This window comes from Clostridium sp. DL-VIII (assembly GCF_000230835.1).
GTDB lineage: Bacteria > Bacillota > Clostridia > Clostridiales > Clostridiaceae > Clostridium.
Map to the genome: position 1 here is coordinate 1,087,151 of NZ_CM001240.1, position 22,344 is coordinate 1,109,494.

Genomic DNA, 22,344 nt, shown 5'->3' on the forward strand with positions numbered 1-22,344 from the left:
TATGCTTACAATTGGTTATATTGGAAATGGTAAAAGTGCTAACAGATATCATTTACCATTTGTCTTACAAAGAAAAAATATTAAAGTAAAAACAATTTATCAAAGAAATCCTAAGAATGAAAAATGGAGCAGAATTGCGGGAGTAAATTATACCTCTGACTTAAATGAATTATTAAATGACAAGGAAATACAATTGATAGTTGTATGTACAATGCATAATAGTCATTATGACTATGCAAAAATGGTATTGGAACATAATAAACATTGTTTAGTTGAAAAACCATTTATGGAAACCTCAAAAGAAGCAAAAGAAATATTTACTTTGGCAAAAGAAAAAGGATTAATTGTTCAAGCTTATCAAAATAGACGTTTTGATAGTGATTTTTTAACAGTTCAAAAAGTTATCGAGGAGGGAAAATTAGGCAAATTAATAGAAATAGAAATGCATTATGACTATTATAGACCAGAAGTACCTGAATCTATTACAAGCTTTAATCCTACCTTATCATATTTATATGGTCATGGTTGTCATACTTTGGATCAAGTAATTAGTTATTTTGGTAAACCAGATAATATCCATTATGATGTAAGACAATTATTGGGATCAGGTAGAATGAATGATTACTTTGATTTGGATTTATATTATGGAAAGTTAAAAGTATCTGTGAAGTCTAGTTACTTTAGAATTAAAGAAAGACCAAGTTTTGTTGTATATGGCAAAAAAGGATGTTTTGTAAAGGAAACAAAAGATCGTCAAGAAGAGCATTTAAAATTATTTTATATGCCTGAAAACAAGGATTTTGGTATTGATACATTTAAGCATTATGGTGTGCTTACATATATCGATGAGGAAGGTGTGATACACGAAGAAAAAGTGAAATCTGTTAATGGTGATTATGGAAGAGTATATGATGATTTATATGAAGCAATTATAAATGGTAAAAGTAAAACAATTACTGACGAACAAACACTATTGCAAATGGAAATGCTAGAAACAGGAGTAAAGGATTTAATATAAACAATAGAAGGAGTCCCTGCTTCTATATAAGAAGCTGATTTTAAGGATTTCTCGTACGGATTTAGGTGAATTTTAAATACACATGTATGAAGAATGTGAATATATAAGAAATGAAATATGGAGGAATAAAACAAGGTGAATCAAGATAATTTAAGAAGATTATGTGCTGAAAAAGCTATGGAATATATAAAAAATAATACTGTAATTGGATTAGGTGCTGGAAGGAATATAGCGTATTTAATTGAGTTAATAAGCAAATCTGTACAAGATAATTTTAAAATTAAGGTTGTAACTCCATCTGATAATACAAAGAATCTTTGTATTAAATATGGCATTGAAGTAATACCAACGTGTTTTGTAGAAGAAGTAGATGTTGCTTTTGATGGATGCGGTGAGGTAGATGAGAATTTCCAAGCTTCAAAAGGTGGCGGAGGTGTATATACAAAAGAAAAAATAATTGGATCAATGGCTAAGGAGTATATTTTACTTATAGATGAACAAAAACTAACCAAAGAATTAAATTGTAAGCATTTTGTTTCATTAGAAGTAGTTAAAGATTCATTAAGTTATGTAAGTAAAATGGTTAAAAGCTTAGGAGGTGATCCTGTAGTTAGAACAACTACTAATAAAGATGGTTATTTAATTACTGATGATGGTAACTTTATATTAGATGTAAAATTTGAAAATATAAAGGATTTTAAGAAATTAAATGATAATCTGAATGATATTGTAGGCGTAATTGGTACTTCTTTGTTTATGAGCGAAGTCACAAAGTTAATAGTGGCTGGGGAAAATGGAGTAAGAGTTATTTCAAAGAGATAGAATTAAAAATATATTTAAACTATTTTTAGATAAAAAATGGAGGAATAAATATGAAATTAGGTATTATTGGAGCAGGAATGATAGTGAAAGACTTTTTGTCAATCACTTCACTTTTAAAGGATGTAGAATTAGAAGCGATGTGTGGTACGCCAAAAGATGAAGAAACAATGATTGAATTAAAGAATAAGTATGGAATTAAGAGAGTTTTGTATAGTTATGATGAATTATTAAATACTGATTTAGATGCAATTTATATTGGATTGCCTAATAATCTACATTTTGAATTTGCAAAAAAGGGATTAGAGGCAAATAAGAATGTTATTATTGAAAAACCATTCACATCAACATATAATGAAGCACTGATTTTAAGGGATTTAGCTAAACAAAAGCAGTTATTTATATTTGAAGCGATTACTAATCAATATCTTCCTAATTACAAAAAAATTAAAGAGTTACTTCCAACGCTCGGAGATATTAAAATAGTTCAATGCAATTATTCTCAATATTCAAGCAGATATAATAGTTTTAAAGAAGGAAATATATTGCCTGCCTTTGATCCTAAATTTTCAGGCGGTGCATTAATGGATTTAAATATTTACAATATTCATTATGCAGTAGGTTTGTTTGGAAAACCTGAAAATATTGAATACTACCCAAATGTTGAAAGAGGAATAGATACATCTGGAATATTAATATTAGATTATGAAACATTTAAATGTGTTTGTATTGGAGCAAAAGATTGTAAGGCACCTATTGCAAATAATATTCAAGGAGATAAAGGATGCATATATCAAGATACTCCAGCTAATGTTTGTGAAAGATTTGAGATATTGATGAATGACGGAACTAGTTCTTTAATAAATGAAAATAATTATGAACATCGTATGGTTAATGAATTTATTGAGTTTTTTGATATGATTGAAAATAATAACTTAGAAAAATGTTATAGGATGTTAGAACACAGCTTAATTGTTAGCGAAGTTCAAACAATTGCAAGGCATAAAGGTAGAATCATATTCCCTGAAGATAGTAAAAAATAGGGAATTAAAGTAAATTAAAATAATAAAAGTGAGTGATTACTTCAGAATGATACAAAAAGAAAAGTTATAATTGGTATAAAGAAGCTATAGCTACAAATGGAGTGGTTAAAAAAAGAACAGAATGATTATTTAATGGGGCTGTCAAGTATGAACTGCTCCCTGTCAAGTAGACAGTGAAAAAAATAAAAATATGGAAATGGTACAATAAAGTAGACACCAAGATAAAATAAAAATATGAAAAGGTGGTTTACTTTATGAGAAGGAGTTATGACAAACAATTTAAAATAGCAGCGGTTAAGTTAGTCATGGACGATAGTATGTCTGTTGCTGACGCAGCGAAAGCATTATCTATTCATTATAATTCTTTATACCGTATAATTCTTTATACCGTTGGATAAGTGAATATGAAGAATACGGAGAGAGTGCATTTCCAGGACATGGAACTGCACTCTATTCATATCAGTATGAAATAAAGAAGCTGAAACAAGAAAATATCGAGCTAAAGAAGGAATTAGAATTATTAAAAAAATACCAAGCCTTCTTGAAGCGAAAGAACAAATAAGATTTCAATATCTAAAAGAAAACCAAGGAAAATACAACATCAAGAAGGCATGTAGAACATTAAATGTATCTAGAGCTGGATATTATAAATATCTAAATCATAAACCTTCAAACAGAGATATAGAAAATAAAGTATTAAGTAAAGAGATAAAACAAATTTTCGAGGAACACAAAGGTAGATATGGTTCAATAAGAATAGCCAAAGTTTTAGATCAAAAAGGAATTCATATTAATAGAAAGAGAGTATCTCGTTTAATGAGAAATATGAAGCTTTTTCCTAGAGGATGTCGTTATCGTTATAAGCATTACAATCAGAAAGTTAATGCAGTTGAAAGACCAAATTTACTAAATTAAGTGTTTGAATCTAATAGACGCAATAAAATATGGGTTGGCGATATTACCTATATTCCAACCAGAAAAGGCACTTTATACCTTGCAGTATTTATAGATATATATTCCCGAAAAGTTGTTGGAGGGTCTATGAACAATAGGATGAAAGATATTCTTGTAATGGATGCATTTATGCAAGCATACGGAAAAGAACACCCTGAAAAAGGTTTAATTGTACATACAGACCAAGGATCTCAATTTACAGGCGGAAGATTTCAGGCATTATTGAAACGATATGATGCTATTCATAGTGAAAGTAGAAAAGGAAATCCATACGACAATGCGGTAATGGAATCTTTTTATCGAACAATAAAAAGAGAGCTTATTCAAGATGCCCATTACGAGTCACCTGAACAAGCTCAAAAAGAAATCTTTAAATACATTGAAATTTATTACAATATTAAAAGAATGCATTCTTCATTGGGATATCTCTCTCCATCTCAATTCGAAGAATTAAATTCATAAAATTTACTTAACTTTGTGTCTACAAAACCTTGACGATTCCAACATTTTATTATTTTATGCGTCTACCATAAGGGGAGCATATCAGTATGCGACAGCCCCATTCACTTTGTGTAATATCTAAAACATATGATTAAGGAGGAAAAGTACAAGCTATATTATAGTATAAAAACTAATATTTTTTTATTCTAATATGCTTAGAAATTATATGTGAAGCTAAGGTGTAGGTTTATAGCTTGCATTTTTCATTGATTTGATTGCCTGCGGCAGCAAAGAAATTGTCCTAGCACTAAAGGGCTGAGACAATTGAAAATATATTTGTTGGAGCTGGCACTCCAATCTTTTAATCTTTGTATATAATCACGAGTATTTGTAATTGCTTATATATATCGTATGCTTAAGCTCATAGTTTATTAAAGTTAATGTGTTATTCACCTTATATATGTTTAGTATGGTTAGTATTACTATATACGCATTTTATATAGTAAAAGTTTTTAAGACAGATAATTCTTTGGCGCCGCCATCCACCACCCAAAAAAGGACAGGTCATCAGCATATAGCTCTAAGCATATAGGAGTTTTCCGGCAAGCTTCAACCTCCTATATACTAAGAGCTATTATACATTAGACTAGTCCTTTATTTGGGTTCCCGGTGGGCGCAGAAGGCATGTACACTTCGCTAAATAACTCGTTGTCCCGTAAATGTCCAAGCTAAAATATTAAAGGCTATGAATTTTTATGTTCTTTTTGTGTTTTTAGAATTTATGAAAATTAAGATTTAGTCTTTAATTTCAGCTAGAACACTTCGGGAAACGTTATTTAGCTAAATGTACATGCCTTCTTTGTGGTAATTGGGTTTTCTGGGGCAGATTACAGAGAATGTGCTACTTATGGTATTTAGTGCATTGAGTTAATGGAGATGATGCTGCAGGTGCATAAATAAAAGGGCGCCTTGGACTTGCCCACACCAGGATAATAGAGATAAGGTTTGATGGAAGGTGAGGGCAGGTCCACAATGTACATGCTTACCTACTAGTCCTTTTTAGTAATGGCGTTCTTTCCGCTTAAGAAATCCAATCACTAAAAATAATATAAATAAATATTAAAGAGGAAATTATTTTTAGTGATTCGGTTTCTTACTCTCCAATAACACTCATTACTAACAAGGACAGGCATAAAAGCAAGTACATTGACGGCGCTCTTTAGAAAAAATTAGTTAATAGTACCTATGGTAATGTGTAGCTTATAAAAAGTATGCACTAAATAAAACAATGTTCTTTGAAAATTGAATAATGCGATGATAATATATAATTAAGGACAAGATTAATTATTATTTAAAAATTATATTAAACGAGGTGAAGTAGATGAAAGATGAGATAATAATTAGAGCTATGAATGAACTAGACGTAAATCACGTACTTGAATTGTGGAGTATAGCTTTGGAGTTATCTTTTTTAAAAAATTCTGTTAAAAAAGAAGATTTGATAAAATATATCAAGAGAAATCCAGGTGTTAGTTCGGTAGCATGCACAGTAGATAGAAAAGTAATAGGAGCTTTATTATGTGGACATGACGGAATAAGAGGATTTATTTATCATATTGCTGTATCTAATGAGTATAGAGTTAGTGAAATTGCAAAAAGGATGCTAAATCATTCTTTGTTAAAGTTAGGAGAAGTCGGAATTAAAACGGGATTTATATTTACACAAAATAATAATTATGGCATGGATGAGACTTTTAACTCTATAGGGTGGGTTGTAGTTCCTAATAAACTTTCTTCAGGTGAACAGTTTGGACTATAATGCAATTGCAATTAAAATAAAAAGATATATATTTAATGACGTATTACTCAAAAAATAATAGAAATAAATATTAAAGAGGAAATTATTTTTAGTGATACGATTTCTTTCGATTCAATAACACTCATCACTAATAAGGATAGGGAGAAAAGCAAGTATATTGACGGCGCCTATATAATAAAAGTGAGATTTTGAAAATTGAAATGAAAAAGTATTAGTTGATAAAAAGACAAAAAAATAAATATTTACTTGATAAAAAAGTTGTGATATACAAAAACTGATGCTATAATTTATATATAAAATAGGAATGAGGTGATTGGTGTGGAAGTTAATGAGAAGATAGAGGAATTGATAAAAAAGGAAGAAAGGGAAAGTATATATTATATTTTGTATATTGGAGTTTCAGCATACAAAAGATTATTAGAAGATTATCCAGAATTGACAAGGTCAGATTCGTTTTCAGAAATTAGAACTAGAATCCTAAGCTTTGTTATAAAAAGACAATTTGAAGATGATGTGTTATCCAAGGAATTTCCATTTAAGGTTCAATTAAAAGATGTCAATAAATTCAAAAGTAAGGCTTTATTTTTAAATAATAAATTAACTAGATTGAAGATACATAAAACGGTTAGAAGAAATACGCTTCATAACAGTAATAAGATTTCTGATTATATGTTGAAAGAATCAGAAGTTAATGCGAAGCATAGAAAACAAATAAAAATGTTAATTTTTGAAAATAATGAAGCACAAATCGGTGAAGAAAAGCATACTTTTATGATTTTAGGATATGGGGTTAGGGAGAAAGAAATAGATCATTTAGATTTTATGATTCCTAGTTGGGATATGAAAAAAGTAGAAGAAACTTTTAATGCATTGGAAGAGTATAAACAAACAATTTTAATGGATACTAATAAAGAGCAAACTGAAAAGAGAATACTATCGCTTAAAGAAGAGGCAATAGGATTAGTAAAATAAGATTAGGAAGGTGAAAACATAGTTATGAAGGTTATAGAGTTTGGTTCTATAAAAAGTAATAAGATAGTTCCAGCAAAATTAAAAGAAGCTAGAGTTGCAAGAGCTCTATCTTTATCACAACTTTCAAAACTAATAGGCGTATCAAGTCAAGCAATATCACAATTTGAAAAAGGTGAAACAAAGCCAAGTTCACAAACATTATTTAAACTAATAGAAATTTTAGATTTTCCAATAAATTTTTTCTGTTCAAATCATAATCAAAGTCTAGAAAATGAGATAATATATTTTAGGAGTAATAAAAATATAACTAAGAAATTAAAAGATGCATGTAAGTCTAGAATTACATGGATTGAAAAAGTATATATGTTAATAGAATCATATTTTGAATTGCCTAAATTACAAATACCTAAGCTTGCTGAAGTGGATGTAGAAAGCATAGACAATAGAAAAATAGAAGAACTTACTTTAAGATTAAGAGAATACTGGGGATTAGATCAGTCTCCAATAGATAATTTAGTAGATTTATTACAATCAAAAGGTTTTGTTATTACTAAATTAAAGATAGGAACAAAAAAAATAGATGCATTTTCTATTTGGAAAAATGGAGTACCATATATTTTTTTAGGTGACGATAAGGAGTCAGTAACAAGATTAAGATTTGATTTGGCACATGAATTGGCTCATTTGTTAATGCATAGATATATAGATAAAGAAGAACTAGAAGAAGATAAAGAACTATATAACAAAATTGAGGAACAAGCAAATTATTTTGCATCAGCATTTCTATTGCCGATAGAAGCTTTTAATAAAGAAGTCATATCTTCATCTATAGATAGTTTTATTCTATTGAAGAAAAGATGGAAAGTCTCAATATCAGCGATGATAAAAAGATGTCAAAATGCAAATATTTTAACTGATAATCAAATAAGATATTTAAATTCACAGATGATAAAATATGGCTATTATAGAAAAGAACCATTAGATGAAGAAATAAAGAAAGAAACTCCATATTTATTCAAACAAGCATTTGAAATATTACTAGAAAATAATATTTATACAAAAGAAGCAATATTAGAAAAATTGGAGTTAAATAAAGATGAAGCAATAGAGCTTTATTCTTTAGATAAATTATTTTTTGATAGAAGTAATAATATATTAAAATTAATAAAATAGGCTGAATGAGTAACTGAGGTGCTATTCCAGATAATAGTATCTCTATTTTTTGCTATGAAAAACTTCAAAAATGCAGTAATTTAAAGATGGGACGTAAGATAATAATATTTATAATTGATAGTAAAATATATAATACTGAAAAAGCATAATCGATAATTAAATTTATAAGATGAGTAGTTACCTAAGCCTACAAAAAGTCGACAGATAATATAAATTTAATTTTGTTATATTACTGTCACAAATTGCAAGTATTATATAAACATAAAGTAGTTAAATATTATTTACCCCTATTAAATATATAATAACCAATATTTAGAATGATCTATTCACCCTAGTAGATCATTCTTTTTTATTTATAAAATTAGATTTGTTTAAGGTATGCTGAATATTAATGATGAAGCATTTTTGTAAGAATCATAATGAAATTTCATGTTTTATACATAAAAGGAATTTAGGATAATATGTAGAAATAATTAAATAAATGACAATAGGAGGAAATAAGAATGATTAATTTTTTATTTTTGGTTAGTTTAATTTGCCTTATTATAGGAATTATTAAGCCTAATAAGTTAATGTTTTGGCTGGAAGAAAGTAAGAGAAACAGAAAAAATGTTCTTAAATATTTTGGAACAGCAACAATTATTTTTTTGATTTTAGTTGGAGTTTTTAATTCGAGCAATTCTACAAAGGTAACTAATAGCACAATAAGTAAGAACGAAGTGGTAGAAAATACAGGAGGAGAACAAAAGCAAGAAAAAATTGAGAAACCTCAGGATGTTAAAAAAGTTGGATGGACACAAGAAAATGGGAAATGGTATTATTATGGAGAAGATGGGAAGACAAAAACAGGATGGATTAAGGATGATAATAAGTCTTACTATCTAAGTTCTTCAGGAATTTTACAGACAGGCTGGGTAAAAGATAATGGAAAAGACTATTATTTAGATGATTTGGGAGTTATGCAGACTGGATGGAAAGAAAGTAATGATAAATGGTATTACCTAAGTTCCGATGGCTCAATGGAAAAAAATACTACAGTTGATGGCTACCACTTATCAGCAAGCGGGGTAATGGAGGAGAAAAATTCAAGTAATTCTAGTGGAAGTAGTAATTCAGTTACAAGCAGTAGCTCAGGTGGTACTCAATATGTAGATGAAAATGGAAATGGTCTTATAAAAGGAAGTGTAAATCATATATATCACGTACCAGGTAGTACATATTATAGTAGAACAAAAAATGTTGCACGCTGGTTTAAGACAGTTGAGGAAGCACAGGCAGCTGGATATAGGGCACCAGAGAAATAGAAGTATATAAAAATTATTTGATTAGTATTCAGAATAGTAGATTTATTTCAGTAGATAGTTTTTTATTTATGGAATTGGATTTAATTAAGGTATATGGAAATACCAACAAAGAAATTTTTAAAAAGCTCTATATAAACAAAAATTCTAATAAATAAGATATTGTAGAATGAAGAGAAGTTTAATTTTTAGATTATAATAATAGAGCTTTCTTAAAATAATGTTTTTGGGAAGAGCAATTATACCAGTAGAACATAAATATTGTAAAGGGGATTGCGAGCACTCACCCCTGTACAATATTTATTTTCTATGGAGCTTGGTAATTACCCCAAAAACAGCAGAAGCTTGTCCTATAATTTTGGCAGTTAATGCTGTAGGTTTTCAATATTTTAAGTTTTGACGTTGGTATAGTCAGGTATTAGAGTTTTATATTTTTATAAGCTTGGTTTTGTAGCAGCAATGCTTATTATTATGAGAAATAGACCTGGGAAAGTACCTCTCCAGGTTTATTTAATTTCAATTTCAAGTTGCAGTGGTCTTGTATCAAGGTAATGTTTATATTCTATTTTATAGTATAGAATTAATTTACTTCTTACTGCGTAAGGTAATGTATTTACAAGTGAATCAAATTGAGCTTTTGATACAAAGCCTTTTTCTTTTATAAGCCATGTTGTAAATGTCATTAGGTTCATTCCCTTCATATTATATATTAAGTTTCTAATAGGCGTAGATAGGCATGTGTCTCTAATCCCATTCAGTTTGTAAATATTCTAAAAAGTATTGATATTTCTCGTGATAATAGAAATCAGTGTTTTTAGCTTCTTCTTTGGACATGGTGGACAACCAATATTTGTAGTGGCCAAATGAATTAAAAGTTTCTTTAGTATTGAGCCATTTTGTAAATGTGAATTTTCTCATGATTACGCAAATCCTCTCTAAATATAAAAGTTATTATATAAATCTTTATACTATAATTATGCCCATTAATGGGAACGAATATTCGTAAATGCTTGTACCTAAATGTACTTTTTTTATTAGGTCGGAATGTATAATACTTGAATTAATGGACACAATATTTGACAGAGAAGGAGTGACGAAAGTATGGACAATAAACAAAAACCTAAACTAGAAAAAGCACCAACTAAACAAGCTCATTTTGAGTGTGAAGTGGCATTATATGAGAAGTTTGAAGCATATTGTCATAGGAATGGAAAGAATGTAAGTAATGCATTAAGAGCATACATTAAAATGTGTGTGGGAGAATAAAGAACAATTTAAAGTATCTAAAAACAGGTACTTTTTTTGTACATAAAAATGCATAAAATTTCTAGGTATGGAGAGAATATTAATAGAGGGAGGGCATGAAAGGAAGGTTGTACAAAATGGATAAAAGGAAGTATCAAACAAAGACATTAATTGCACAATATGAATATTTAACTGAATTAGAGGACTTTAGATTTTCTGAAATGTCTTACAGATTGAAAGATGGTTCAATAATAATAGAATATGAAGGCGCTTGCCATAGTCTCTATGGGTTAAAACTAAGCTTCAGTAAGAGCATTGTTAGAAAAGGCATCTATAGTATTAATGACTATGATTTTCGAATGTGGAAATCAATAAGAAGTAAAATAGAAGGTAGCTCGTTCATTGATTGGGAAAAAGAAATGAATGAACAATTTGAGGATGAACATGAAAATGTTCTAAAGTGCGTTGGAGAAAACGAACTGTTATATTGAATACTAAGTACATAGGGGGCGAAAGTCCCCAAAAGAGAAAATATTATAGGAAAAGAAGGTTATAAGATGATATACATTGATATCAATTTAAAGATTATAAGAATAGCAATTGAAGAGGGATTTCCTGATAAAATTTATAGACATGGCAATTATTTTGTTTTTAACAGAAATTCATTTTAGGTATAGGGGAGAAATCTCCAAGAGGAAAAGGAAAAGCTTACCTAGAACAGAAAAGTGGACAAGCTTCAAAGCAGCAATGAGCTTTACAGGAGAGCGTATCCCACCAGACAGCATAATACCACATAGATTTTTTCATATTGACTACACATATTTATTTGAAATTCAAGTCAAGATTAAAGCACAGCGTGTCTTTACTTTAATTTTAAATAAATATACCCTAAAATATGAAAAAAGCCTATTTAATAGATTCTCTCAAGCTTTTGGATGAAAAAATCACAGTATATCATAAATATATCAATAAACCCAATATAAAAGAATTTTCCAAAGTTTCTATAGGGGCATTCTTGTACTTGCTTTTCAGCCTGTCATTTTTAGGGATGAGTGTTATTGAAGCGAAAAAAACCGAATGACTAAAAATAATTTCCCTGTAATATAATTTTGATTATTTTTAGTTATTGGATTTTTTGTAGCGGAAATAACGCCATTACTAAAAATGACTAGCCGGCAAGCAAGTACAAGATGGACCTGCCAGCACTCTTCCGATCAAATTTAATTATATATTAGTGATGGCATGTCCAAGGCCCCGACCTTTTGTCAGTGTACTGACCTAATATCTAAAGTTCCAGTATATCCATAAATTATAAAGTTACCATACAACCTGAATATAAGCCTTGTGCTTCACCATGCTGTTGTTTTTGTACAAGAGTCATATACTAAAGTTGCTAAGCACATAAAATAAAATATATACTTCAGTTCCTGTAAGAGGGGTGGACTAATTTTAATATACTATTAGGAAATGGAATACTGTAAATTATCTACTTATTAATGTATCAGCAAACATCACCACCCAGACGCACTCCATCGGGTACCCAAACAAAGGACTAGTTTAATCCTACCTAGTTCTTAGTTGGTAAAAGGCTCTGACTTTGGAAGAGACTTTTAACGACTTAGAAATAGGAGGCAATAACCTGTCCCCTTTTTTGGGTGATGGATCAAGTGCCCAGATATCAATTTATAAAAACAACATGTCCTTTAAAAAATACGTATATAGCTATAGCTATAGCAATACTATCTATAATATAACAGTATAGGCATATAAAATATAGTAAACTTATTAGTCATATATATAGAATTCAAATTAAGTACATAGAAATAAAACTAAACTAATGGAGTGGCGTAGCCACAAGGAGCACGCAGTGCTCATATATATTTATTCCTTGCTGCCGCAGGCTACAACAAACAATGAGAAGTAGAAGCTATATGGATTTTATTAATGTTTAGAACATACCACCATAATATTAAAGTACTAAAAAATAATGTAATCCATAAAATAGCTGGAACTTCTATTCCTTAGGAGCGAAGCGACGTTATTGAATTACAAAAGATGGACTAAATAAAGCTATAGCTAAATTTTAAATTATATCATAACTGTAATAGCTTTATTCTGTCCATCTTAACTCCTTTTATTGAGAGAAACATTAACTTACGAGTGTAACGAGCATAATTAAAAGATATTAATTAGTTCAAGCTGAAAGGAATATAGGAGAGTAGAAACTTTATTAAATGAGGTTCTTTAAAACGTAGATTTTCTTTGCTTAAAGTATATTAATATCTTCCTTTAAAGAAGTACGAATAAATTTAAAGGCAATAAACACTTAAATAAAATGTTTATCGCCTTTATTCAAGCTACTTTATTAGGATCATCACTAGAATCTACATCTAGAGCTACTCCAAGCTTTGCTGATATTATGGTATTTAATTTATTAATTGAACTTGATAAGCTAACAATTTGTTTTTCTAAGCGAATCAGCAAATATGCAGAAACAGCTACAGGGAAACCATTATTCACTATCAAATTTATTAATTCGTTCACTTCCATAATTTAATCACCTCCCATAAGGGATATATGAGCAAAAGCATATTGATTCATAAAACAAATAAAATAATATCAATATTACGATTAGCAATAAATTAGGAAAATTATTTACTACTGACTGCCACCATTAATTATATGTTCATAGTAATGAGCTATAGCTAAATCAACTATAGTACTTACATAAGTATTTAATTGAGGATGGATACTTTTAAGTTCATTAATTTTTCTAACAGTAGAAGCTCTAAGCATATAGGTTCTCTTCACATCTAAGAATTCTCCATTAATAGGTGGAGCCATACCATTTACTACAGTAGCTTTTCTATTATCTTCTAAGGTACTATTTTGATTTGATGCATTTGGATTAGTGGTAGAGGAAATATTAAAGTCTATGGTAGCTTTAGAAGAGGTACTAATATTGTTCATATTTTCATTATATATTGTAAAATTAGTTTTATTTTCATTTATGGAATCATCATCGAATGAAAATGATGAAATACAATCTCCATTTGCAACAGGTTCAGATGTAAATCTGCAAACATCTATATTCTCTTCAGCTGCGAAATCATTTATAGGTAGTTTATCTTGTTTTCTTCTTGCCATATAAATAGTCTCCTTTTAATTTTAATGAAGTTAACTAGCAGAGCTAGTTAACTAAGTTCGAATAACAAAATGCAAGATGCCCATAGGGAAAGTTCATGTTTCCAAATATAAAATTTGGGCATTCACTTTTTGATTCTTACTTATCTTACTTAGGATATATGGCTAAATGAAGCATATTCTAATATGGTTCACCATAAATATTCTAAACCATATTACCATAAATATTCTTCAGAATATGCGCCTAAAATGCTGGTTGAGAGGGTGTACAGCTATAAAAATATTCTTTAATTTAATGTTACGTCAGAGCATAAAACATATATCTATAATAGCAGCTAATAAATTTTCTTAAGCTGTAAATAAATTAATGGAAGGTGTTTAAAAATGATTAGAGATGAAATTAAGATTGGATCAGAAGAAGGAGAGGTTTTTGATAAAAAACAAATAGCATTGGCAATTAGAAATTCCACTTTTGAAGATGATTTAAAATGTTCATTGATAGAGGATGGTATATTAGATAAATGCCAAGGCTGCAGCCTTAAACAGATTTGTGATGGAATAGATCATGTTGTTGATAATTATGTGGACAAAACTACAGAGGTTGTGAATAATTTTAGTTTTGAATAGAGTATATTTTTAATCTCTAGAACTATGAAATTATAATAAATAAGAATCTGTAAACAAGAGAATTTGAGATGTTTTAAGAAATTTAAATATAGGTTATAATTACAGTATAGACAATGTGTTAAGTTAAATATGTGAGATAAAGCAATAAGTTAAAAAATGATATTATAAAAGGAGGCTTTAGATATGCTATGGAATGAGGTAAGAAAGACTTATCCTAATAAATGGGTTGTATTTGATGGATTGAAACAATATGAGGAAGATAATAAATTAATTGTTGAAGATTTAGCAATAGTAGAAGTGTTTTCAGATTTAAACACAGCTTACAAGTATTATTGTAATCTTCATAAACAGGATAAATCACGTAAATTAAATATTGGTGATACACGGAAAGAAAGCCTTGAATTTAAAATCGAAAGGATCGGATTAATGAGATGATAAATTTAAGGTACGAACATAAGTTATTATTTTGTTCCTTGGACTTGGCTATTGATAATAAGCTGCTGCATTTTGAAAATGTATTGATAGATACTGGTTCAGCTACTACTCTAATAAATAGTGATTATATTCATTTTGATGGGAATGAAGAGCTTATTAATGTGCATGGCGTTGGAGGTTATGAATCTGTTTTAATGAAGCCTTTTAAAAATGTAAATATTAATAATGATTACACTGTACATGATGTTCTTTTATGTGTTGGTGAAATGGATTATGGGATTGACATTGATTTACTCATTGTATTAGATTTATTGAAAGCACTTAATGCTGATATTAGCATCAAAAATATGTGTCTAGAGTTTTCGGAGTGTTAAATGTCAAAATAATATGCAATTAATAAATGTACAGGACAACTGAAACCATATTTTTAATTAAATTGATTAATATTGTAATAATAACAGCTCCAAGGATAACCTTGGAGCTGTTAGATGTTTAGCTTTAATAATACAATGAAATGTTTTCAAGGATTTTCATTAAAATGCTTTTCTTTTTTAGAATAGCAGTAGAGTAACACATATTTTTCAAATAAGCATATTCTTTAACAGTGTAATTTTTGTAGAATACAAAATCTATAAATTCAACTTCCTCTTCATTTAAATTCTTAAGAGCTAATTTTAAATCTTCATAGTCACACATTTCACATAATGAAGTTTCAGTGGAAATTTCAAGACCTGGAAAATCATTTTCAACATAAGCATGTAAGCTTAATGCATCACTACCTTCAGTAGATCTTCTGTTTTTAGTTCTTTTTATTAAATCATTCATATTATTTTTAATGGCATTAGTAGCATAGGCAACAAATCTATGCTTTTCTAAATTGTACCTAGAAACAGATTTGAAAAGTGAATGGTAACATTCTTGGATAATATCATATGGGTTATATCCATCAATGAAAGTTCTTTTAGAAATATTATAAATTAAAGGCCTAAATTCATAAGCTAATTTTTCTTTTGCTTCTTCATCATTATTTTTACATCTGGTAACTAAAGCTTCAATAAAATCAAAATCCATACAAACCTCCATTTTCAATATAAGAGTTATGAATTAAAGTAATTATTTTACATATATTGTGTTTGGTTTTAAATTTACCTCTATATATAGTATATATGGCTAGATTACATATAACGTATATAGGAGTATAAAAATAATTAGACTTATGTTGTTACTTAGGTTTTTTATATTGAAGTTCTTGGTTGCAGCATAGCTGCTCTTTTTAAAGGTGTATAACTTATATGAAAAAGTAAAAAAATTAGAGGTAGGTGTATAAAAATGAGCGATTTTATAATAGCTGTAGGGCATACTGCAAGTGGAAATGTTGGGAGCGGAGTTATTGATAGGCTAAATGAGAGCAATTGCAGTCGTGATATTGGAGCTTTGGTTGCAGATTATTTAAAAGAAAAAGGACATGGAGTTAATTTACTTAGAATTGATAAGAGTAATAGCTATAGCTGTGAAGATTGTTATGAAAGAGCTTATAAAGCTAATGAAATTGCAAAGACAATAGATGTGGAATTATATGTAGAAATTCATATAAATGCAGGGGGAGGAACTGGTCCAGAGGTCTTGGTTACTGGTAAATCAGAAGTAGCAAATCAATATGCAGTTAAAATAAGTACATCATTATCAAGTGCTTTGAATTTACCTAACAGAGGGATGAAAACAAGAAACTTGATTGTTCTAAATGAAACTATTATGCCTGCAATTTTAGTTGAGTGTTTGTTTGCTGATAGTGAGGATGCAGATGTGTATGATCTGGAGATTATTGCTAGAGCTATTGTTTGTGGTTTAGTTGGTGCTAATGATTCTAGTTGTGGAGAATGGAACTTGGGTTGGAACAGAAATGACATTGGGTGGTGGTATTGCTTAAATATAGAAGATAAAAGCTACTATACATCAAAAGATGGATGGCAGGAGATTGATGGAGAGTGGTATATATTTGATAGTAGGGGATATGCGTTACAAGATGCCTGGCACTATGATGAAAATAATAAAGCATGGTATTACTTAGATTCAAGTTGTAAAATGCTGAGAGGAAGCAAGGATAAACCCTTGTGGAAGTGTGTAGATAGTTGGTGCTATGCTTTTGATGATAGTGGGAAGATGTAGTGTGATTGCGTTACTCCTGATGGTTGGAGCGTTGATAAGAGCGGAAATTGGGTGGAATATTATATTATAATAATTAGGATTACTTGGGATAATATAGGTGAATTTATAAAATTTTGTAGTATAATAAGGATAGACTATTTATGATGAAAGAGATGGGTTATCATTATATACGTATCAAAAATAAACAATATAGTAATTTGAAAATTCTCATATTATCTATAGCTAGTATCTGGGAAACTATAGAGTCAAAAAACTAATTGTTTCATTAAAATTTTAGCAGGAGAAAATTATATGGATATTACTTATACACAAGATATTAAAAATAAAGCGCGGAGAATAATGCTTCAACATGCTGTAAAGTCTCTTACAATTGATAGAAATTCAGCTAGTTGTGTGGATAACTATTATGTTAGAAATATATATAATTATCTTCTTTCACTAGCTGAAGGGCATGATTATGATGAAACTCTTAAAATAGACTTAGATTATATTGTTGAATGGGAGAGACATTGGGCTGTTCAAATTGGAAGTAAGAAACCCGAAGATTTAACTGTTTGTTATTTATCTGGACCAGAACCACAAAATGATTTTAATGAGTTAATTTCTCTAGGAATATTACCACAAAATATATGGGCTTTTGAGATGAATAGAGGAATCTATACCCAAGCGCTTGACTCTTATGATAATTCTAATTTTAAGCAACCTAAAATAATAAAAATGTCTATTGAAAAGTTTTTCGAGTCTATTCCTAAAAAGTTTGACATTGTATATATAGATGCTTGTGGATCATTAATATCTGACAAACATGCATTAAGATGTATTTCAACATTATTTAAGTATCACAGATTAAATTCTCCAGGAATGTTGTTAACAAATTTTGCGGAAATAGAAGCAGGTAACCATACTGAGCGATCTATATATGTAGACATTATGTCAAAATATTTTTTATTAAAACAAAATTCGAATGCTAGACTAATAGATGATGAAAAAGCATTTTTCAAAGAAATTAATCAAAGCAAATTTAATGAATTAGATGATAATTTCGATTACTACTATGGAGAATTGATAACATCACTTATTTGTGATATAGCGTCAGTAACTGTGCCAAGTTTAAGATTTGCCAATTCACGATGTTGGAGTGACTTTATAGATGTTATTCCACCTATGTGCGATTATATAGATATCAAGGATGTTAATGCAATCAAGAATAATTCAGTTTACAAGTTTTTTCTTTGTAATAAGTTTTTTGAAGGGTTTAATTCTACAGATAGGGGTATTTCTAAGATAAATAAATTAGCCAGTGAAATGACAGGTATTACTCCTCAAAATATTGATTTGTTAAGTTCAATGAGAATAATTCAAACTATAAAGAATGGAGATAATATACGTGGAGATATTAAAGAATTATTTGAATATTTTGATTCAGGAAGTATGTATCAGTTTTTGGACAAGCCAAATAAGAATATGTTTTTAGATTTAACCATTAATCAGCTTTCGTATCCTATGCATTATGTATCTCATAATGCTAAAAGAATATCATATAGAGCAAAGGAAACAAAAATGTTTATGGATGCAATGATTTTTGATGAATGCAGATACATTTATGAATGGTTGCCAGCAGTGCATCAAATAAAAAATGCTTTCCAGAATTTAAGTTGGCAATATGTGTTTAGATTTGCAGTAGATGGTCTTGTAAAACAACGTTTTAATTATAATAATGAATTCTTTTTTCAAGGCTCAGTAGTAAGCAAAGAAATTGATGGATTTAAAGAAAAATGTATAAAAGAGAGAGAATATATAGGAGGTTAAATCATGGCACTTTTTGATCTTGATTGTAGTGATATAGTAGATGTTTTTAAGAATAATTTAAGGATAGAAAATACGGTAAAGTCAATTTCACATACTTTTTTAAACAAACGATTTTCTGATACTGTTGATTTTGAACCATATTATCAAAGAAAATATGTTTGGGACGATGATAAAGCCACATATTTCATTGAAAGTATATTATTAGGAACAGAAGTTCCTCCTATTGTACTATTTGATAATGGAATTAAAAAAGAAGTTATAGATGGTAGACAAAGATATGAAACTATAAAACGTTTTTTAGAAGACAAACTTGTTCTTTCTGAAAAAGGTCTTAAATCCCTTACTAATTTAAGTGGAAAGAAATTTATTCAATTACCAGAAGAGATATCGGATTCATTTATAAATACAAAAATAAGAATTTTACGTTTTAGTGTATTAAATGAACCTTCATTAACGGAGAGACAAAAAGACAAAATTAAGAAAGAAATATTTAGAAGATATAATTCTGGTATTACAGCACTGAAACCACATGAAATAGAACGAGCTGAATTCATAGATGATAAAATTGCACAATCATTTAGAAAACTATTTGAAGAAAACACTTCTTTCCTTAATGAAAATGTTGCTCTATTTGTACCACATAGAAAACAAAAATTACAAAGAAGAGATAGGGTAAATTACTTATTGTCGAGAATAAGAGTTCTTATTGCATTACCATTTATACCAATACATAGCTATGCTTCTGCAAAATCAAAAACAGATTCTATTAAAACCTTTTATTATTTAAAGTTTAAGAATGCTGAGGTTGAAAAGATTTTGTGTTATTACAAAAGCATAGTAGAAAAAGTTAATGAATTAAAAAAACATATGAGTAATATTAAGTCTCCTTTGGCAAATAATATACTATTTTATGAGGTGAGTTTTTGGGCGTTTACATTAATTTACAAAGAAAAGCAAGTATTATTTGAAGAAATTGATTGCTTAAAAATGGCAAGTGCTATAAATGAAGCAGAATCTAATTTAAAACTGTGGGAAAATATAAATACTGAAAATAAAAGCTTAGAAAGTATATTTGCACAAACTGGTAGTCATTATTATAAATCTGTTATTAATAGATATTTGTTGGTATCAAATTACTTATATAGAGAATATGGTTTTGATTTTACAATGTACTTTAAAAATTCAATACTATATAAAAATATAATGGAAATAGGTATTGAGAGTAATCAATTTTTGGAGTTTAAACTATCAAAGACGGATCCAGCTTCATCTTCAATATATGATATTCTAACGGATATCAAATCATCAAAATTTTCAATAAGGCCAGAATATCAGCGCTCAGAAGTAATCAGCAAACAGAAAGCATCATATCTTCTAGAAAGTATTTTACTTGGAATCAAAATTCCACCAATATTTATTTATAAGCGAGATGATTCTGTTTCAGAAGTTATTGATGGACAACAAAGATTACTATCAATTATTGGTTTTTTGGGTGAAGTTTATAAAGATGAAGATGGTGAATTTAAATCCTCTAATATAGATAAATTTAAGCTATCAAAATTGAGAATTTTAAAGGAACTAAATAATTTAGATATAGATAGAATCGAAGAAAAGGATAACAGTTTAAAGGATAAAATTTTAGATTTTCCAATTGATATTGTTGAAATTAATCAAGCAAACAATGAAAAATTTTCTCCAATTGACTTGTTTTTAAGGTTAAATACAAAACCATATCCTATCCTTCCTAATACTTTTGAAATGTGGAATGCATATATTGATATGCAAGTAGTATATAAGATTAAAGATATATCAAGAGAATATGCTAATAAATTATTTAAACAATCAGACCAACGTATGAAAAATGAAGAGCTAATCACTACATTGGCATATGCGGATTATAGATTTTTAAAAGATAAGGTAAAGTCATCTGAAACAATTAATATCTTCATTCGAAATAAAAGAATTAATGCCAGAATGAATAAGAAATCTAATATAACAACACTATTTGATAATATTACTAAAAACAATGATACCTCTTTTTTAGATTCAGTAAATAATGTATCTGTATTCATTGATAAATTAAAAGAATTAACAGGAGATAATTTTGAAAAATTTAATATATTAATATCTCATAAACGAGCCAATGTTCAAAGCCGAACAAATCAAAACTTTTATTTATTGTGGGTAGCACTATGTAATATTCCACTTGATAAAATTAAAGTATGTAAAGAAGAGGTTTTTAATAAAATAGCTAATCAATTTGAGATAGCTCAAAATGTACCAGATAATTTGAATGTGTTAGATTTTATTAGAGATTTGGAAAATATTATATAATTAAGTGAATTATAATAGTAACGTTTAAGCATTGATATTATTAAAATTATGAAATTGACGGAAGAACTAAAATTTTCACTAATCTTCCGTCCATCAACAAGATATGCTATATTATTTTAAAATACAATATGTAAAGATATGATATTTATAATCTAAGGTTTGATTTGTTTCCAATGACAAATAGATATAATAAAATATGCTAAGTTATAATGTAATAAAACCATTCAGCACACGCCTCATTAGGAAACATATCATTAAAGATAGAAAAATAAATAGGGATGAAAAAGTAGAAGAAAATTAATACTTCTACTTTTCAATTTAAGCATATGTAATAGTAATATAAATAGAAATTTCATTAGTAGTCAACTGATAATATAATAAAAGTTTCCGACATTCTTCCGACCATCAGTAAAATATACTAAAATAGAATTTAATATGGTAAATTATTCCATGTAATTTAAAGCTAGTGTTATCAATAACTATAAAGTATTTTAAGATACGATAAAGTACAATAAAATATACTAATTTTGGAATACAGAACTCGGCTTATTTAAAATGTAAAAATTAACATTAAATTTTGCTTCTACATTCAAAAAGCATAAGACTAAATATTAATATTCTTGAATTAATATTAATTTTATTGTAAGTTTATAAAATTGAAAAATATAAGTTATTTACAGTTAAGAAGATTTTAACAAAATAATTTCCAATAGCAGCACCTTGGAAAACTTTAGTGTTATTATATCCTAAATAATGTTATTTTATAAGGGGCAAAGTGAGGGGCAAAACACAATTTTAACGTTTTATGTACAAACTCAAAATAGCATGGTTATCAGATTTATTGAAAAATAGCTTTCGTAGTACGTTGTACTACGGCTTTTTTATTTTTTAAGGGCAAATTACCTAGTTATGATAAAGCTACATTATAATATATTACAATTACACAGTAAAGAATCGCAAGTTCAGATAACTTTAATAATGAGATTCAGCAATTGGCTATTTATTTTTGATAATGTATAGTAAAAGAAGATTATGAATTAAATA

The 22,344-nt window shown here is 28.4% G+C and carries 20 protein-coding genes and 1 pseudogene; 17 read left to right on the forward strand and 4 right to left on the reverse strand.

Annotated elements, in window-relative coordinates:
• Position 1 precedes the first annotated feature (1 nt).
• The 8 genes and pseudogenes from CDLVIII_RS05025 (at position 2) to CDLVIII_RS05065 (ending at position 9,543) form a co-directional block, all read left to right on the forward strand.
• Positions 2–1,018 (forward strand): oxidoreductase, encoded by a 1,017-nt coding sequence (locus tag CDLVIII_RS05025; RefSeq protein WP_009168346.1) that lies wholly within the window; start codon positions 2–4, stop codon positions 1,016–1,018.
• A gap of 135 nt (positions 1,019–1,153) precedes the next feature.
• Positions 1,154–1,840, forward strand: a complete 687-nt coding sequence (gene rpiA / locus CDLVIII_RS05030; RefSeq protein ID WP_009168347.1) for a ribose 5-phosphate isomerase A — start codon at positions 1,154–1,156, stop codon at positions 1,838–1,840.
• 50 nt (positions 1,841–1,890) lie between these two features.
• Entirely contained in the window at positions 1,891–2,880 is a 990-nt protein-coding gene (locus tag CDLVIII_RS05035) for a Gfo/Idh/MocA family oxidoreductase (RefSeq protein WP_009168348.1), read from the forward strand.
• Positions 2,881–3,134: 254 nt separating this feature from the next.
• Positions 3,135–4,296, forward strand: a pseudogene (locus tag CDLVIII_RS30565) (IS3 family transposase).
• 1,360 nt (positions 4,297–5,656) lie between these two features.
• Positions 5,657–6,094: a GNAT family N-acetyltransferase gene (locus CDLVIII_RS05050; RefSeq protein WP_009168349.1), complete on the forward strand. Its 438-nt coding sequence runs from the start codon at positions 5,657–5,659 to the stop codon at positions 6,092–6,094.
• A 318-nt stretch (positions 6,095–6,412) separates the two neighbouring features.
• Positions 6,413–7,066: a hypothetical protein gene (locus tag CDLVIII_RS05055; protein ID WP_009168350.1), complete on the forward strand. Its 654-nt coding sequence runs from the start codon at positions 6,413–6,415 to the stop codon at positions 7,064–7,066.
• A 24-nt stretch (positions 7,067–7,090) separates the two neighbouring features.
• Positions 7,091–8,239 carry an XRE family transcriptional regulator gene (locus tag CDLVIII_RS05060; protein ID WP_009168351.1) on the forward strand — a complete coding sequence of 383 codons (1,149 nt, stop codon included), beginning with the start codon at positions 7,091–7,093 and terminating at the stop codon, positions 8,237–8,239.
• A gap of 503 nt (positions 8,240–8,742) precedes the next feature.
• Positions 8,743–9,543 (forward strand): cell wall-binding repeat-containing protein, encoded by an 801-nt coding sequence (locus CDLVIII_RS05065; RefSeq protein ID WP_009168352.1) that lies wholly within the window; start codon positions 8,743–8,745, stop codon positions 9,541–9,543.
• A 503-nt stretch (positions 9,544–10,046) separates the two neighbouring features.
• Here CDLVIII_RS05065 and CDLVIII_RS05070 read toward each other — a convergent pair.
• The gene (locus CDLVIII_RS05070; RefSeq protein WP_009168353.1) at positions 10,047–10,223 is read right to left on the reverse strand and encodes a hypothetical protein; all 177 of its coding nucleotides are present in this window, start codon (positions 10,221–10,223) and stop codon (positions 10,047–10,049) included.
• 418 nt (positions 10,224–10,641) lie between these two features.
• On the opposite strand from CDLVIII_RS05070, the gene CDLVIII_RS31070 reads away from it, so the two are divergent.
• The 3 genes from CDLVIII_RS31070 (at position 10,642) to CDLVIII_RS31075 (ending at position 11,724) form a co-directional block, all read left to right on the forward strand.
• Positions 10,642–10,806 (forward strand): hypothetical protein, encoded by a 165-nt coding sequence (locus CDLVIII_RS31070; protein WP_009168354.1) that lies wholly within the window; start codon positions 10,642–10,644, stop codon positions 10,804–10,806.
• Positions 10,807–10,922: 116 nt separating this feature from the next.
• A complete protein-coding gene (locus tag CDLVIII_RS05075; RefSeq protein WP_035301669.1) occupies positions 10,923–11,276 on the forward strand; it encodes a hypothetical protein in 354 nt (117 codons plus the stop codon).
• Positions 11,277–11,418: 142 nt separating this feature from the next.
• Positions 11,419–11,724, forward strand: coding sequence for a hypothetical protein (locus CDLVIII_RS31075; RefSeq protein ID WP_035301671.1), 306 nt, complete (start codon positions 11,419–11,421; stop codon positions 11,722–11,724).
• A 1,413-nt stretch (positions 11,725–13,137) separates the two neighbouring features.
• Here CDLVIII_RS31075 and CDLVIII_RS05085 read toward each other — a convergent pair.
• Both CDLVIII_RS05085 and CDLVIII_RS05090 read right to left on the reverse strand, forming a co-directional pair.
• Positions 13,138–13,335, reverse strand: coding sequence for a YvrJ family protein (locus tag CDLVIII_RS05085; protein WP_009168357.1), 198 nt, complete (start codon positions 13,333–13,335; stop codon positions 13,138–13,140).
• Between the two features lie 108 nt (positions 13,336–13,443).
• A complete protein-coding gene (locus CDLVIII_RS05090) occupies positions 13,444–13,932 on the reverse strand; it encodes a hypothetical protein (protein ID WP_009168358.1) in 489 nt (162 codons plus the stop codon).
• A gap of 381 nt (positions 13,933–14,313) precedes the next feature.
• Here CDLVIII_RS05090 and CDLVIII_RS05095 point away from each other — a divergent pair, with 381 nt between their 5' ends.
• From CDLVIII_RS05095 to CDLVIII_RS05105, 3 genes are all read left to right on the forward strand, one after another.
• The gene (locus tag CDLVIII_RS05095; RefSeq protein ID WP_009168359.1) at positions 14,314–14,556 is read left to right on the forward strand and encodes a hypothetical protein; all 243 of its coding nucleotides are present in this window, start codon (positions 14,314–14,316) and stop codon (positions 14,554–14,556) included.
• Positions 14,557–14,739: 183 nt separating this feature from the next.
• Positions 14,740–14,991 carry a hypothetical protein gene (locus CDLVIII_RS05100; protein WP_009168360.1) on the forward strand — a complete coding sequence of 84 codons (252 nt, stop codon included), beginning with the start codon at positions 14,740–14,742 and terminating at the stop codon, positions 14,989–14,991.
• Positions 14,988–15,365, forward strand: coding sequence for a hypothetical protein (locus CDLVIII_RS05105; protein ID WP_009168361.1), 378 nt, complete (start codon positions 14,988–14,990; stop codon positions 15,363–15,365). The genes CDLVIII_RS05100 and CDLVIII_RS05105 overlap by 4 nt, the downstream gene beginning before the upstream one ends.
• 124 nt (positions 15,366–15,489) lie before the next feature.
• On the opposite strand, the gene CDLVIII_RS05110 is transcribed toward CDLVIII_RS05105, so the two are convergent.
• Positions 15,490–16,062 (reverse strand): sigma-70 family RNA polymerase sigma factor, encoded by a 573-nt coding sequence (locus CDLVIII_RS05110; RefSeq protein WP_009168362.1) that lies wholly within the window; start codon positions 16,060–16,062, stop codon positions 15,490–15,492.
• Positions 16,063–16,320: 258 nt separating this feature from the next.
• On the opposite strand from CDLVIII_RS05110, the gene CDLVIII_RS05115 reads away from it, so the two are divergent.
• The 3 genes from CDLVIII_RS05115 to CDLVIII_RS05125 all read left to right on the forward strand — a co-directional run bounded on the left by CDLVIII_RS05115 (position 16,321) and on the right by CDLVIII_RS05125 (position 21,300).
• Positions 16,321–17,157 (forward strand): N-acetylmuramoyl-L-alanine amidase, encoded by an 837-nt coding sequence (locus tag CDLVIII_RS05115; RefSeq protein WP_009168363.1) that lies wholly within the window; start codon positions 16,321–16,323, stop codon positions 17,155–17,157.
• Positions 17,158–17,448: 291 nt separating this feature from the next.
• Positions 17,449–18,966, forward strand: coding sequence for a hypothetical protein (locus CDLVIII_RS05120; protein WP_009168364.1), 1,518 nt, complete (start codon positions 17,449–17,451; stop codon positions 18,964–18,966).
• A gap of 3 nt (positions 18,967–18,969) precedes the next feature.
• Positions 18,970–21,300 carry a DUF262 domain-containing protein gene (locus CDLVIII_RS05125; RefSeq protein WP_009168365.1) on the forward strand — a complete coding sequence of 777 codons (2,331 nt, stop codon included), beginning with the start codon at positions 18,970–18,972 and terminating at the stop codon, positions 21,298–21,300.
• Positions 21,301–22,344: the final 1,044 nt, after the last annotated feature.